This window comes from Cupriavidus sp. FW305-46 (assembly GCF_058787075.1).
Window position 1 is genome coordinate 16052 of record NZ_JBYSZI010000068.1, and the last position, 14953, is coordinate 31004.

The window sequence follows — 14953 nt, forward strand, 5'->3', positions numbered from 1 at the left end:
CCCGCCTGGCGGGCGTGGAGGCTGCCGTGACCGAGCTCTACCCCAAGCGTCCGTTCTCGTGCATTGCCCTGCTGCTGGCCGCCGGCGCCGTCCTTGCCCCGGCCCTGGCCAGCGCCCAGACCCCGGCACCGCTGGCGGAATGGCAGTTCTCCGCCGGCATCCCGCTACAGAAGCTGTTTGAAGACACCATCCCCGACTGGCAAGTCCGGCTCGGCGCCGCGGCCATGGTGCGGCCGCGCTACGACGGCTCGTCGGAATACATCCTCATCGGCGGGCCCAGCATCGATATCCGCTACCGCGACCTGGCCTTTGCCTCGATCGGCGAAGGGCTGGGCGTGAACCTGCTGCGGGGCAAGAACTGGCGCGCGGGGATCGCGCTGTCCTACAACCTTGGGCGGCGCGCAAAGGAGGACTCGCCGCACCTGGACGGCATGGGCAATATCAACCCGGCGCCGGAAGGCAAGCTGTTCGCTGAATACGCGGTCTCGAAGGAATTCCCGCTGGTGCTGCGCATCGACGCGCGCCGCAGCCTGGGCGGCAGCGACGGCTGGGTCGGCGATATCGGCGCCTATATGCCGCTGCCGGGCAGCTCCGAGAAATTCTTCTGGTTTGCCGGCCCCACCGTGACCCTGGCCGACTCGCGCTACATGAACGCCTGGTACGGCGTCAGCGACTCGCAGGCCCGCGCCGGACGGCCCGCCTACCATGCGCGCGGCGGCATCAAGTCCTACGGCTTCGGCGTCAGCGCGGTGTGGTATTTCAACAAGCACTGGTTCGCCACCAGCGACATCGCGATCTCGCAGCTGGCTGGCGATGCGGCGGACAGCCCGATCACGCGCAAGTCGACCAACGGGGTCTTCGACCTGTCGATCAACTACGAATTCTGACGCCGATAGCCGTCCGCCCAGTGCGGCTATCGCACAGTGGATGGCCCGCGCCCGCGATTTGGACGGTACCGCCACGGTTCTTCGAAACTGCGTCCCGCATAATTGCGCCGGCCGGAATATCCGGCCGCAGCATCCCGCCAGGGGATAGTCGAAGAAGCCAAAGAAGGAGATGTAGTTGAAGTCCAGCATCAAGCATCGCGTGGCGCGCAGCGCGCGTTTCGCCGCCATGGCCATTGCCGGCCTGGCCGCCGCCCACACCGCCCCCACTGCCCTCGCCGCCGAAGCGTGGCCGGCCAAGCCGATCAAGGTGATCGTGCCTTACACGCCGGGCGGTTCCACCGACACCGTCTCGCGCGTCGTGTTCGAAAGAGTCTCGCAACGGCTGGGCCAGCCGATCATCATCGAGAACAAGCCTGGCGCCAACAGCACCCTGGGCGTCGGCGTGGCCGCGCGCTCGGCGCCGGATGGCTACACCTTCGTGTCGGTGCTGGCCGCCTACAGCGCGAACATGTCGCTGTATTCCAAGCTCAGCTACAAGCCCACGGATCTGGTGCCGGTGGCGGAAATGGCCGAGCTGCCGCTGTTCCTGTTCTCCAGCAAGAAGCTGCCGGTCAAGACCGTCGCCGAACTGGTCGACTACGGCAAGAAGCACCCCGACATGCTGACCTTCGGTTCCAGCGGCGTCGGCAGCTCCGCGCACCTGACGGGCGAGCGCCTGGCGATGGAGTCGAAGCTCAAGCTGACCCATGTGCCGTACAACGGCAGTGCGCCGATCCTGCCCGCGCTGGTGTCCGGCGAAGTCTCGGTCGCCTTCGACCCGCTGCTGGTGCCGATGCCGCATGTGAAATCGGGCAAGATCAATGTGCTGGCCGTGGCCTCCGCCAAGCGCTGGCCGGGCGAGCCCAACATCCCGACCATGGAGGAAGCAGGTTTCCCCGGCTTCGTGATGAGCTCCTGGACCGGGCTGATGGCGCCTGCCGGCACGCCGCAACCGGTCGTGGCCCGCATGGCCAGGGAAATCGCCGCGGCCACGCGCAGCCCGGAGGTCGCGAAGAAGCTGACCGACCTCGGTTTTGTGCCGGTGGGCGGTACGCCTGAAGAGTTCCGCAAGCTGATCGAGCGTGATACCACGCGCTATGCGGAGATTGTGAAGGCGGGGAAGATTACGCTGGATTGAGGTTGTTGCCCGGCGGCTTATGTCTTGGCTGCCGGCGCAGCTTGGCCCACGCCTGCCATCGATTGGACCTTAATCTGGTCGAAGGCACATGCGACGCAGGATGGGCCAGCTAGAGGCGTTGCAACAGGTCCGGAAGGCTCCCGGAGCCACCGTTCTCGCCGCGATGGAGCAGTACATAATCTCCGCGTACCACAACGGCGACAGCCTGAAAATCAAGACGATATTGTGCGACGTCAAAAGAGATCATTCCGGTATGCAAAGAGCTTTTGTCTATTTCACCAATGTCAGGGAGAGGTGAGGTCCAGTCGCATTGCCTCACCGGCTCCTTGGGGACGTAGATGCGGAACGCCTACGGCTGCGAATCCCGCCCACGGCGCACACTGACCGCCTCGCCAAGCATGTCCAGCACTGCCACCGAGTCGTCCCACCCGATGCAGGCGTCGGTGATGCTCTGCCCGTATGACAACGAGGACGGACTGTGCACGCCCGGGGTGAACTTCTGTGCGCCGGGGAGCAGATGGCTTTCGACCATCACCCCGAAAATGGAGCCACTGCCACCGTTGATCTGTTGCGCCACGTCCCGCGCGACATCGACCTGCCGCAGGTGTTGCTTGCTGCTGTTGGCGTGGCTGCAATCCACCATCAGCGAGTTGCCGAGCCCGGCCGCTTCCAGTTCCCTGCAGGCGGCGGCCACGGAATCCGCATCGTAGTTCGGGGCCTTGCCGCCACGGAGAATGACGTGGCAGTCCGGGTTGCCCTTGGTATGCACCGTCGCCACCTGCCCGTTCTTGTGCACGCCCAGGAAGTGATGCGGACGCGATGCGGCCTGGATAGCATCGATGGCAATCCTGATGTTGCCGTCAGTGCCATTCTTGAAGCCAATCGGCGCTGAAACGCCCGAAGCCAGCTCGCGGTGCACCTGGCTCTCGGTGGTGCGGGCACCAATCGCGCCCCAGCAGATCAGGTCGCCTATGTACTGGGGCGAGATCACGTCCAGGAACTCACCGGCCGCCGGCAACCCGAGGCGATTGATATCGACCAGCAGGCTGCGCGCGATGCGCAGGCCTTCGTCGATGCGATAGCTTTCGTCCAGGTAGGGGTCGTTGATCAGCCCTTTCCAGCCCACCGTGGTACGCGGCTTCTCGAAGTACACACGCATCACGATCTCCAGCGACCCGGCGTGGCGCTGGCGCTGCTCCATCAGCCGCCGTGCGTACTCGAGTGCCGCCTGCGGATCGTGGATCGAGCAAGGTCCCATGATCACAAGCACCCGGTCATCCTTGCCGTGCAGAATGCGCGAGATGCGCTGGCGCGTCTGGGTGACCAGGGATTCGACCGGCGTGCCCCGGATCGGGAAGAAACGGATCAGGTGTTCAGGCGGAGGCAGCGGAATGATGTCTTCGACGCGGGCGTCGTCAGTCACGCTGGTGCGGTCCGGCGGCGCCTGCCAAGCTTCGGCAATGGTCAACGGGGATTTCTGTGGATCATTCATGGCTAGCTCCTGGAGAACTGGGACAGGAAGACCGCCGGCGGGTGCCAGTCAGGCGCAGCAGCGGAATCCGGGCAATATGTCGTTGCGATGCGGCAGGTAGCAATGCGACGGATCCTGAAGGGCGGCCCAGGCGCGCTGGTACGCGCCAGCAAACGCCGCATCCAGCCAGGACCTGGCTGTCCCCCTCCTCAGCCCTCGTCGTTATGCATCCTCCCAAGACCACTGTCGTGATTATCAGCCCGGCGCAGCGCAATGCCAACCATGGAGATTGGCGAACCGCCAATCAGCGGTCCCAGGTTTTGCGGGGGAACTACTATGTCAGGCCGCCCGCCGAATGCCCATAGCCGGGCAAGACGGCAGCCGTTCGCGCCCCGAAGCTTGGCTCGAATGCCGTCTGTGTCGCGTGCTGCGATTCGCGGAAGATCAAGCCGTAGATGCCCGGGTCGGAGCGGATTATCGAATCGATCTCACGGCATGCCAACCGAAGATCCGCACTTCCTTAAAATCGCGCTCGCCCACCGGACATGTCAAAGACAGCGCCTGCATTAAAGCGGCTGGCGTCCGAACATAGCCACGCTACCAGGTGCGCAGCCTCGGCCGGATCGCCCAGGCGCCCGGCCGGGCTATCAGCAACCATGGCCGCCACCTCGTGGCTGCCGAGCCCGTGAATCATGTCGGTATCCATGGGCCCGGGCGCCACGCAATTAACGTAGATGTTGCGCTTCACCAGTTCGCGGCCGATTGCTTTGGTTAGAACGACCACGCCGCCGCTGGCCGCGGAGTATGCAGCCAGCCCGGCCAGCCCCTCCTTGCCGGCCAGCGAGCCCATATTGATGATACGGCCGCCTCCCCAGCGCAACATGTGCGGCAGCATCGCCTGCACGACGTACATGGTCCCCAGGAGATTCACGGCAATGATGCGATGCCATTGCGAGGCCTCGTGATTCTCGAATGGCTGCATCGGGCCAAGGTAGCCGGCAGCGTTGACCAGGATGTCGAAGCGATATCCCGCATCGACCAGTCGCGCCAGCGCCAGCCCCACCTGCCCGGCATCGGAGACATCGACGACCTCAGTGCTGGCACCTTCCATCGGGAACGGCACGATATCCCAAGCATGCACACGCGCACCACTGTCGATCAGTTGCGCAACGATCGCCCGGCCGAGCCCCTTTGCACCGCCGGTCACCAGCGCTGCCTTCCCCGAAAGATCATAGAAATTTGACACGGCATCCCCAGCGCGCCATGGCTGCGCAGAAGCGGTAGCGCCCACGGCAGACGCCGCCCCGCTTTATGACGCAGGCAACTGCCCTGAGCCTTGCCTCGTCGCGTCATCGGCGACAGGGCTTGCCATGCAGCCCACCCGCCGATCCCTACGGTACTAGCCCTCGTCGGGCATGCTCTGTTCGCTTCCAGACAAATACGTGCATGGTCGAAGGCGGCCACACAGACATGGTGTTCGCCGGCCGTCAGATGTCAGCGGAGTCCCTCTCGCGGTCGTCAATCTGCGCCACCGCGAAGGCTGAAGCTCAATAACGGCCCAGACCGTGACCAGCTAGCTGCCAGTCGACGTGTAGTGGCGCAGCCCGGTACGCCATGCGCCGATGGCCGCCAGGAGAAAAACGAAACCAGTCGAATTCGCCGGTACGCAAAAAGGTCTGCCCAGCACGTCGAAACCGCGCCCGATGGCATCGGCGATGGCGAACATGCAGTTCACCAGCCCGTAGAACAGCGCCACTTCGCCGATGCGCCAGCCCTGCACGTCGCCGAAGCGGTCGAACAGCGCCCAGACCGCGACCACCTCGATTCCGGTGACAAGGAACTGACCCAGCGTGACGCGTCCCGCTATCTAAGGTGAACGAAGGTCTCTTGTCGACCCTAAACAGCCTGTTGCACCCAGCTTGCCAGTGTCCCTTGACGACCACATATCAGGCACTGGAACATCCCGGTTGACTCGACACTCTGTAACTGGAACGCCTACAAAACGGAAAGCGATACGTGAGGGAGATTTTTCGGCGCCTGTCGACAGCCTTCCTTCTCCCGAAAGTGCGTTGTGAACCCTCGATGCTATGGCACAGACCGTCCCGCGGCATTGGTTTGTGCGGTGAGTATGCGCCCCGAAGTTTTTGAATGGCCTTCGCAAGGTCACTTGAGGATGGCAGACCGAACAGGCGAGCCTAATCTATGCTGAACAAAGACAATCGACGTCGCACCGTCGTGACTACGAACCAGCAGCGATCGCGTGCAACAATCGGATTCGCTTCTTATATTGCAACGGGCTCGACGCCATCACCGCCTTAAAAGGCGATGGAAACCGACAGCCTTACGACTCGCCCGTCAGGGGTCAAAGCCGGATGGCAGCGGCTCCCGCGGCGCGGGGCGCACGCCCCAACCCAGCGGCGGTACACCAGGACGCATAGGGTGCCCGGGCGATGAGTACTGCAGAATCGTGTCGGTGTCCAGATGGATCAGTCTTACGCGGTGGGAATGGTTCCACCGTCGATCACGTACTCTGCCCCGCTGATCGCCGCCGCACGCGGCGAGATCAAAAAGGCGATCAGGTCGGCGACTTCCGCCGGCTTGCACGGCCGCCCGAGCGGGATGCCACCCAGCGCATCCATGATGATCTGCTTGCCGCCTTCGTAATCCGTACCGGCCTGGCTGGCAAGCCGTTCTGCCAGCGCAACTGCCGCTTCGGTTTCCACCCAGCCCGGCGACACGCGCACGACGCGCACGCCCTTAGGCGTGATTTCCTTCGACAGACTCTTGCTGTACGTGGACAGTGCAGCCTTGGCGGCAGCATAAGCCGTGGTCGATTCCGGCAAGGGCAAACGATTCTGGATGGACGTGACGTGGATGATGACGCCTGCACGTTGCTCAATCATCTTCGGCAACAACGCCCGATCCAGTCGTACGGCCGGAAACAGATTGAGGTTCAGCTCTTTCTGCCATTCGGTTTCATCCAGCGCGGCAAAACCGCCTGCCGGGGCTGACGATCCGCCCAGGACATGGATGATGGCGTCCACGCCACCCAGCCGGTTTTCGATGGCCTGTGCTACGGTGGCGCAACCCTCCGGCGTAGTGAGGTCGGCTTCGACGAACATGGCGTCGGGAATGAAGTCCGGCTTGGCACGAGCCGTCGTCAGGATGCGCGCGCCGAGTTCGCCGAGCAGTTCGACGACGGCGCGGCCAACGCCCTTCGTGCCAGCCGTGACCAGCACACGCTTGCCCGTGAGTTCGCGGTTCGTGGTCATCAGTGGATCTCTAGAAATTCAATCTTGTGGTCCGTGAGCCGGAATACATGTTTCAGGTCGGCGAGACCTCCGGGGAAGTTGCCAGCATATTGAGCCACGACAGTGACGCGGGCGTCGTCTTGCACGAACGTCAACGGCTCTACGCTATAGGCATACTTGCGCTGCGCTTCCGCCAGCCAGGTTTCGATTGCTTCGTGTCCCTGATACGTCTGGCCTTCATCGTGAACAACGGCCTTTTCGGAAAAAGCACGCCGCAGCGATGAAGGCGCGGCACCATTGCTCACCTGAAAAAAAGTGGAGACCGCATCGGGTAGTGAAATGTCCATGCAAGGAGCCTCTGATGGCAAAGTGTCGATACAGGAATTTTCGCTATAAACTTACTATTGAACAAGAACGCACGGAAAAGTAAGTTACCTACCTATGGGAAAGGAATACACCCCCGACACGGCCGCAGTTGGTGTCGAAGCAGTGCTTAAATTGCTGGAAGGGCGCTGGAAGCTGGTCATCCTGTTCCACCTTTTCGATGGCAAGGTGCAGCGTTTCTCTGATCTGGAGAAGCTCATCCCTGGTATTTCGCAAAAGATGCTCGCGCAGCAGCTACGCCAGTTGGAGGCGGACGGGATCGTGGCAAGAAAGCTCTATGCCCAGGTGCCGCCCAAGGTGGAATACCGGTTGACTGATTGGGGACAAGCACTCTGTCCCGCTCTGGACGCTCTTCTCAAATGGGCGGAGCAGCGCAACGAGTTGCTAAAAGCTGTCTGATGCCGAGTAGATTGCCCTAGGTAATCTCCGTTGATTGGCCGAGCAAGCCAAGCCGGATCAGACTCTCCGCGGTCGCAACAATGGCTTCATCTCTCGAACACGGCGACCATGCGAGTCTGCCCAACTACAGCCGTGTGCCTAAGGAAGAGCGCCGCGTGAGCTATCGCACTATAGCTATTGCGCGGGCCAACGGCCCTTCGACCGCTTTGAGCGTCTGTTGATGGAGTCAAAAGAGTCCTGGAACACGACACGATCAATGACCGCAATTGGCCGCAAGCGACCGCTCGCCGGCCGTGATGTCATCAAACTTCAGTCTGCTCCGCCATCTCAAGCGCGTCGTCGACCTCGATGCCAAGATATCTGACAGTGCTCTCGATCTTAGTGTGTCCAAGCAGCAACTGTACTGCGCGCAGGTTCTTGGTGCGCCGGTAGATCAACGAAGCCTTCGTTCGGCGCAACGTGTGTGTGCCGTACGCCGAATCATCGAGGCCGATCGAAGCGATCCATCGATGCACTAGGCGGGCGTACTGCCGCGTCGAAAGATGGGCAGAGGCGTGAAGTCGGCTTGGGAAAAGGTGGTCAGATGAACGGAGTCCTCGTATCCGAATCCAGGCAGCAACGCTGTCACGGGTCTGCTCGGTGATCTCAAACTGCACCGGTCGATGGGTCTTTTGCTGAGTGACTGTGGCTCGGGCGGCCACGTGCCCGCCGTAGCATATGTCTTGGACCAGCAATCGAGTCAGATCGCAAGCTCGGAGCTTGCTGTCGATGGCCAAGTTGAACAGCGCAAGCTCGCGCGCCTTCGAGGACATTTGGAGTCTGGTGCGGATCGCCCAGATTTCCTTGAGCTTCAAGGGCGGCTTCTGACCCGTAAGCTTCCCTTTGTTCCAAGGAACGTGAGGCGCGGCGGGGGAGTTTCGCGTATCCATGACGATCTCCTTTCAGGTGAAAGGAGATTCAGTTTGCGCCTGCTGTAACGGTCGCTGTCCGACCCACTCCTACCCTTCATTAAAGCTTGGCGAGTGACTCAAGTTGAGGCCAGAGCGGACGCCGAAGCGGCATGTCTCGGCAGGCAACGCTAAATGCCGAGGCTGCCTGCCAGGCGTTCGGCCATCTGCATTTGGCGAAATGCTTCCACAACGTATTCGATGAATACGCGCGTCTTGGTTGGTATCAGTGTGCGCGTAGGGTAGTACAGCGAAATGGCGCCTGCATCGGCATACCAGCGTGGCAGTAAGCGCACCAGTTCGCCACGTTCAATCCATGGCAACACATCAGGTACAGCCAGCAATGTTACACCGAGCCCCAGTAGCGCGGCTTCACGCATGGCGGCCGGGTCGCTCACCACAATGCGTTCGGGCATGGTCGCGGCAACCTCGTTGCCGGCGGCATCGCGCATGGTCCATTGGCGCGTGCGCCCTGTGCGTCCGGAGCGCATGACGATGCCATCCATGACGTTCAGCATGGATGGATCGGCTGGCAGCGTGCGTTCCCGCAGATACGCAGGCGACGCCACGGCGACGACATGCGCCGGTGCCAGTGCGCGCGACACGAGACCCGGCGCCAGCTCGAAGCCCCCGCCTATAGCCGCGTCGAACCCTTCGGCAATCAAATCGATCGCGCGATTCTCGAAATGCCATTCCGGGCGGATCGCCGGATAACGCTTCAGGAAATCGGGAAGCAACGGCAGCACGTAAGCCATGCCGAACGACGGGGCCAGGCTGACTTTCAGCACGCCAGCCGGTTCGCCGTGGTCGTTCGACATGGCGGCGATGGCGGTTTGCAGAGCGTCTAGGTTGCCGCCGATGGATGCAAGGAAGCGTTCGCCAGCCTCGGTAAGCGTCAGCTTGCGTGTCGAGCGCTGAAAGAGTCGCACGCCCAGATTGCGCTCGAGCATGGCCACGTTGCGGCTGACGGCCGCGGGCGTCAGGGCCAGTCGGCGACCCGCCGCCGAAAAGCTACCGGTTTCGGCACTGCGCACAAAGGATTCGAGGTTGGCGAGGGTTTCCATCCGACTCAGCTTACACGATCGCTTGAAGTTGATTCCAGTCATTCGCGACTAATCACCGGGGAATCGCACGCCCATACTTCGTTCACACCTTGTGATTCACCCAAACCGGAGCTAAAAATGACTCAACAGACGCTTTCCCTGGTCGGCAAGATCGCCCTAGTTACTGGCGGTTCGCGCTCCATCGGCGCCGCCATTGCCCGCCGCCTGGCCGCCGACGGCGCGTCCGTGGCGCTGACCTACGGTGCATCACCGGATAAGGCCGCCACGGTGGTACGCGAGATCGAAGCGGCCGGCGGCCGGGCCATCGCGCTCGCCGCAGACGCCGGCGATCCTGCCGCGGTGCGCCGAGCCGTGGCCGCGACGGTCGACGCATTCGGTGGTCTCGATATCCTCGTCAACAACGCTGGCCTGGGCCTGGGCGGCGCTATCGAGGACATCCCGTTCGACACCTACGAGCGCATGATTGCGGTGAACGTGACCGGCGTATTTGTGGCCACACAGGAAGCGGTGCGGCATATGAAGGCGGGCGGGCGCGTGATCCACATCGGTTCGTCGATGGTGCGCTACGCAGCGTTTCCCACGGCATCGCTCTACACGCTGACCAAGGGTGCAATTGCAGGCTTCAATCGCAGTCTGGTGCGTGATCTGGGGCCGAAAGGCATCACGGTCAACACCGTCCACCCTGGCCCGACCGACACCGATATGAACCCCGCCGGCGGCCCGGTTAGCGAGATCGTAGGGCCCGGCATTGCCTTGGGCCGATACGGGCAGCCACATGAGATTGCCGGCGTGGTGGCATTCCTCGCCGGCCCGGACGCAGCCTTCGTGACCGGTGCCGAGATCGTTGCCGATGGCGGCTTCACCGCTTGAACAAGGAGTTCGTCATGCAAGCAAGCTACGGAAAGACCATTGGCATCATCGGCGCGGGCGCGATGGGCATGGCGTTCGCCACGGCGCTGGCACGCCACGGCATCCAGGCAGTGGTGGCCAACAGCCGTGGGCCTGAAACGCTTCGGGATGCCGTGAAAGCAATCGGGCCTTCGATTCGCCCGGGCACGCGCGAGGAAGCCGCAGCGCAGGACATCGTGCTGGTGGCTGTGAACTGGTCGAAGCTGCCACTGGCACTGAGCGGGCTGCCCGAATTTGGCGGGCGGATTGTCGTCGACGCAAACAACCCAATTGAGGCCCCGCTGTTTCGCCCCGCGGACCTGCATGGCCGCTCTTCGAGCGCAGTGTTTGCAGACCTCGTGCCCGGCGCGCGTGTTGTCAAGGCGTTCAATCACCTGCAACCCGCGCTGGTGTCTGGCGATCCGCAAGCAGAAGGTGGCCGCCGCGTGTTGTTTTTATCGGGTGACGATGCGAACGCCAAAGCCGAGGTGGCCACGTTGATCGATCGTCTTGGGTTTTTCAGCATCGATCTCGGTTCGCTCGATGTGGGCGGAAGGCAGCACCAATTTCCTGGAGGACCATTGGCGGCGCTTAACTTGGTGACAATGCGCTCGACTTGAAAGGCGGGACTGGAAGCAACCGAAAGAGGAACTCTAACGGCGGCCCGGCAAGCTCCATATAGTGCACGCGTCCGCTGTGGCAGAGCTTCGGCCATTCAGTCTGAGAGCCCGGCCGTCGCTTTCTGGCCGAACTCGGAAGTCCGTCGGTCGCCGACCTCCGCCGCGGCGTCGAACTTCCGCTCCCGACCCTGAACGGCCCTTCAGACTAGTGGAACCTCTACGGCCGCTACCGGGTTTCAAGCGGCCATCGCTAAGACTCGAAGCACCTTGGCAACAACAATCAAGGCTCGCCTTCACGGACCCCCGACGTATCGCTGTTAGACGTTTCGTTGTGCCCAGTGCGCGTCGTGACGCCCCCCTGAAGCGGGACGCGAAGTGCAGCGCATCGCTCGTCAATGAATCCGGTTCGTGAACCGAATGTAGAAGGCCGAGTTGCTTCCCTTCTTCGGCATCCACCACGCGAGCGGTTAGCATAAGGTCGCGCGCGTTCACCATGCCGACCAGACGTGGCAAGGTGTGGAACGCTCCCATGTCCGGTATTAAGCCGAGTTTCCCGAACGACATGCAGAAGCGCGCGCGCGTGGACGCCATCAGGAAATCGGCGGAGAGTGCCAGCGACATACCCGTGCCGAATGCCGCGCCGCCCACGGCCGCTATCACTGGCACGTCGAGACTGCGCAGACGGGCAAGCGTCTGATGAGCGCGTGTCAGGTTTCGGCGCATGGACGCGGCGACGTTGTCGCCTGTTCCGAGGCGCTCCTTCACTGCTTTCAAATTGCCGCCCGCGCAGAATGAACCTCCTGCGCCGGTGATGACAAGTGCGAAGACATCCTCATCGGACTCGACGCGGGCGAGCATGTCGGCATAGTCCAGCACCAGTTCCGTGGTCAGTGCATTGCGATGTTCTGGTCGCCGGTGCGTGAATTCCGCGACTCCACCAACAATCGATAGGTCGGACTCCCGAAATTGGATGGTCTCTGTCGCCATCAACTCTCCTTCTTGCAGATCTGTAAGAGATACCGCGCGCATGCTCCGCATGGTGGCAGAGCGGGCCGCGTGAAGTGGGGTGCGCAAAAAATCGCGCCTCTTCGAGCAGTGGCACCGAAATCGATATCACAGAATCTGTGGGGTCATTACGATTACTCCGTGCGGGCAATATGCGCGGCTGGCTCCGGGTCGAATAGCGCTTCAACAAGATGCGCACGGCGCGCACGGGTGGCTGCCTGGTTGACGTAGCCTTTGTCGGCGATCTCATTCGCGTCCAGCGAGGGCGGCTCAGCCATCAGCATTACGCGACGAATTGAAAGGCTTGCGGCGCTGGTAGACTGCGCACGTAGTCGCGCGCGGATGGCGTCAACGACAATTGGATGGTGTGCCAGAGCATCGGTATCGAGGTCCGCCAACTCCGGAGCGAGTTGGCGGCAGGCGGCCACATTGGGCCAGGCCAAGGCGGCGAGGTAGTCGCGGTCGTGGCCGCAGATCACTGCATCGTTGAGTAGCGGTGCACATTGCTCGACCAGGGCCAGCCGCATCGCACCAGTGCGTACCCATGTGCCGTTGGCCAGCTTGAAATCCTCTGCCGCGCGCCCAGCAAAGCTCAGGCCTCGAGTGGGATCGCCAGGATCGACCAGGCGTACCGCATCGCCCATTCGAAAGAAACCTTCCTCGTCGAATGCCGCGGCGGTCAGGTCGGGGCGATTGATATAGCCAGTGAACAATGACGGCCCTTTGATGCGGATCTCATAGCGACTGTCGCCGCCAGGCAGCGGCACCAGCTTGGCTTCGACGCCCGGTACGGGAACGCCTATGTTGCCAGCAGTCTCGGTAGGCCAACCGCAAAAGAGACCGATGCCGCTTGACTCGGTGCAGGCTAGTCCGGAGCAGAAGGCCACGCGCTCGCCAATGGTCTTCTCGGATAGCGCGTGGATACGGTCCCAGACATCCTTCGACAGGCTGGCACCGCCATAAGAGAAGTTCACCGCCTCTGAAAGCAGGTTGCGCGCGAGCATGGGATCGTTTTCGGCTTCCGCGACCAACAGGGCCCAGGCCGTGGGTACAGCAGTGAAAACTGTGGGCGCCACATCACGCATATTGCGCACGGTACGATCGAACTGGCCCGGTAGGGGACGTCCATCGTCGATGTAGTGGCTGCCGCCAACTGTGACGGCGCGCGTTAGGTTGAGCACACCACCCAACCCGTGGTGCCACGGCAGCCAGTCGAGATACGCGGACGGGCGGTCGAGCAACGCTCGAAAGTTGCCGAGGTAGTACGCGGAGACGGCGCGCAGATTGGCATGCGACAGAGCCACGCCCTTTGGCGCGCCGGTGGACCCCGAGGTAAGGAGCACGCGACACGTGTCACGGTCCTGGATTGCCGCGTGTGCATTCTCCACGGCAGCCCGGCGCGCGGGGGTGACTTCAGCGGCGATGAAATCGGACCACTGAAATTGACCATCCGTTGCGCCGTGTACCGTGATCACTGGGACGCCGGGCTTTGCAATGGTGGTTAGCGCGCGTGCAAATGGGGCTGCGTCCTGCACGAAGATCGCTGCTGGTGGTACTAGTTCCGCCACGTCACGCAGGCGCGTGAAATCCTGACTCATCAGAGAGTAGGCAGGCGAAACCGGTGCAACCGGCACGCCAACATGTTCGGCGGCCAGCAGCAACACCGCCAATTCGATCGAGTTGCCCGATAGGACAAGCAGAGGTCGATCGCGATCGAGTCCGAGGTCCAACAGCGCCGCGCCGACGGCCAGGATTTGATGCCAGAGTTCGGCCCAAGTGATGGCCCGCCAGTCGCCTTGACTGTCGCGTTCTGCAAACGCACGGACGTCCGGGCGATGCGCGGCCCAACGTGCAGCGTACTCGCCAAGTCCTTGTTGGGCGGAGTTGGCTGGCGGATTGGCGCAGCGCAATACGATGGTACCGTCGTCGCGATAATCGACAAGCGTGCGGCGCTGTGGAAACACCGTCTGCCGGTACTTGGGGGATGTGTCGGGGCGTACTGCGGAAAGCCCAGTCATGAAATGCGTCTCCTCAATCTGCGGCAGCTTAAACCGCGCCGCACGTGGCGGATGTCGCTTGCCGATTGGGAAAATCGGTTGGGCGATCGAATGACGCTACGCTACGCCAGAAGCGGGGGCGGCCTCTACCACCCGTGTCAGGTGGGAGTGGGAAAGCTTCCAGCGAGGCTCCGAACGGGCTCTCATGCGTGTGACGGTATCGCCGCGTGTAAGCGGCGCGTATTTGCCGCTTCACAGTCCTGCGTGGGAGGTCCTGTGAGCGATTTTCTGACCGCCGAGCGTGAGCACTGAGTTTTGCACCGCACCGGTGTTTCAGTGAAAGGACGTTGCAGCGTCTGTCGGCCGTCGCGGTCGCCTGGTCCGATCTGAGATGGTTGCATCCGTCGGCTTTCAGGGCAGAGCGGACCTCTGAATGTCCTCATGAAGCGTTGGGCGAGGGTCCGGAACTGGCCGACAAGCGACCTCCGCCGGAACACGGGTTCGGTAACGTTCCGGACAAACTTGCAGTCGCCCTCTGACCTGCATACCTGGCCAGTATGTCAAAATTCGTTTCCAATCGGCCAGCTTCGTTGACCGGTCATGTGCGAGCGTTTGATTCCTCGCGGCGGGCCAGCCCTCCTTGCTCCAGGGGAGTCATACTGACTAACCCGGCCCTGTGCTCGCCCCCCCGGTTAGCAGCGGACTGCGAGCCTCCATCACTCACTTGGAGGTAATCATGCAAAGCAACACCCCGGCTCCCCAAGAGCCCACCCTCGCCCAAAAGCAAGCCCAACTAGCCGAGAACCTGGCCAAAATCGACCGCGCCCAGGCTCGTCTCCACGCAAAGCCGCCCCACCCCCGCC

Annotated in this window: 13 protein-coding genes and 1 pseudogene; 5 read left to right on the forward strand and 9 right to left on the reverse strand. The window is 62.4% G+C overall.

What is annotated here, in order from left to right; all coding sequences use genetic code 11:
- The first annotated feature begins 26 nt into the window (after positions 1-26).
- Positions 27-887: a MipA/OmpV family protein gene (locus AC3WON_RS26375; RefSeq protein WP_492318581.1), complete on the forward strand. Its 861-nt coding sequence runs from the start codon at positions 27-29 to the stop codon at positions 885-887.
- 175 nt (positions 888-1062) lie between these two features.
- Positions 1063-2064 carry a Bug family tripartite tricarboxylate transporter substrate binding protein gene (locus tag AC3WON_RS26380; protein ID WP_492318582.1) on the forward strand — a complete coding sequence of 334 codons (1002 nt, stop codon included), beginning with the start codon at positions 1063-1065 and terminating at the stop codon, positions 2062-2064.
- A 349-nt stretch (positions 2065-2413) separates the two neighbouring features.
- Here AC3WON_RS26380 and AC3WON_RS26385 read toward each other — a convergent pair whose 3' ends face one another.
- The 5 genes and pseudogenes from AC3WON_RS26385 to AC3WON_RS26405 all read right to left on the reverse strand — a co-directional run bounded on the left by AC3WON_RS26385 (position 2414) and on the right by AC3WON_RS26405 (position 7133).
- Complete coding sequence (locus tag AC3WON_RS26385; RefSeq protein ID WP_492353062.1) at positions 2414-3556, reverse strand: 3-deoxy-7-phosphoheptulonate synthase; 1143 nt, start codon at positions 3554-3556, stop codon at positions 2414-2416.
- 499 nt (positions 3557-4055) lie between these two features.
- Positions 4056-4781: an SDR family NAD(P)-dependent oxidoreductase gene (locus AC3WON_RS26390; protein WP_492353063.1), complete on the reverse strand. Its 726-nt coding sequence runs from the start codon at positions 4779-4781 to the stop codon at positions 4056-4058.
- Positions 4782-5100: 319 nt separating this feature from the next.
- Positions 5101-5390, reverse strand: a pseudogene (locus AC3WON_RS26395) (hypothetical protein); the annotation flags it as partial.
- A 637-nt stretch (positions 5391-6027) separates the two neighbouring features.
- Positions 6028-6807 carry an SDR family oxidoreductase gene (locus AC3WON_RS26400; protein ID WP_018312231.1) on the reverse strand — a complete coding sequence of 260 codons (780 nt, stop codon included), beginning with the start codon at positions 6805-6807 and terminating at the stop codon, positions 6028-6030.
- Positions 6807-7133 (reverse strand): nuclear transport factor 2 family protein, encoded by a 327-nt coding sequence (locus tag AC3WON_RS26405; protein WP_018312230.1) that lies wholly within the window; start codon positions 7131-7133, stop codon positions 6807-6809. The genes AC3WON_RS26400 and AC3WON_RS26405 overlap by 1 nt, the downstream gene beginning before the upstream one ends.
- A gap of 94 nt (positions 7134-7227) precedes the next feature.
- Here AC3WON_RS26405 and AC3WON_RS26410 point away from each other — a divergent pair, with 94 nt between their 5' ends.
- The gene (locus tag AC3WON_RS26410; protein WP_018312229.1) at positions 7228-7569 is read left to right on the forward strand and encodes a winged helix-turn-helix transcriptional regulator; all 342 of its coding nucleotides are present in this window, start codon (positions 7228-7230) and stop codon (positions 7567-7569) included.
- Between the two features lie 302 nt (positions 7570-7871).
- Here the strand turns inward: AC3WON_RS26410 and AC3WON_RS26415 are convergent, their stop codons facing one another.
- Together AC3WON_RS26415 and AC3WON_RS26420 are read right to left on the reverse strand one after the other, a co-directional pair.
- Positions 7872-8498, reverse strand: coding sequence for a tyrosine-type recombinase/integrase (locus AC3WON_RS26415; RefSeq protein ID WP_492353064.1), 627 nt, complete (start codon positions 8496-8498; stop codon positions 7872-7874).
- Positions 8499-8647: 149 nt separating this feature from the next.
- Positions 8648-9580, reverse strand: a complete 933-nt coding sequence (locus AC3WON_RS26420) for a LysR family transcriptional regulator (protein ID WP_492318585.1) — start codon at positions 9578-9580, stop codon at positions 8648-8650.
- 117 nt (positions 9581-9697) lie between these two features.
- On the opposite strand from AC3WON_RS26420, the gene AC3WON_RS26425 reads away from it, so the two are divergent.
- Together AC3WON_RS26425 and AC3WON_RS26430 are read left to right on the forward strand one after the other, a co-directional pair.
- A complete protein-coding gene (locus AC3WON_RS26425; RefSeq protein WP_492318586.1) occupies positions 9698-10450 on the forward strand; it encodes an SDR family oxidoreductase in 753 nt (250 codons plus the stop codon).
- Positions 10451-10464: 14 nt separating this feature from the next.
- Positions 10465-11088: an NADPH-dependent F420 reductase gene (locus AC3WON_RS26430; protein WP_492353065.1), complete on the forward strand. Its 624-nt coding sequence runs from the start codon at positions 10465-10467 to the stop codon at positions 11086-11088.
- A gap of 33 nt (positions 11089-11121) precedes the next feature.
- On the opposite strand, the gene AC3WON_RS26435 is transcribed toward AC3WON_RS26430, so the two are convergent.
- Positions 11122-12075: an enoyl-CoA hydratase/isomerase family protein gene (locus tag AC3WON_RS26435; protein WP_492318588.1), complete on the reverse strand. Its 954-nt coding sequence runs from the start codon at positions 12073-12075 to the stop codon at positions 11122-11124.
- A gap of 152 nt (positions 12076-12227) precedes the next feature.
- A complete protein-coding gene (locus AC3WON_RS26440) occupies positions 12228-14111 on the reverse strand; it encodes a feruloyl-CoA synthase (RefSeq protein WP_492318589.1) in 1884 nt (627 codons plus the stop codon).
- Positions 14112-14953: the final 842 nt, after the last annotated feature.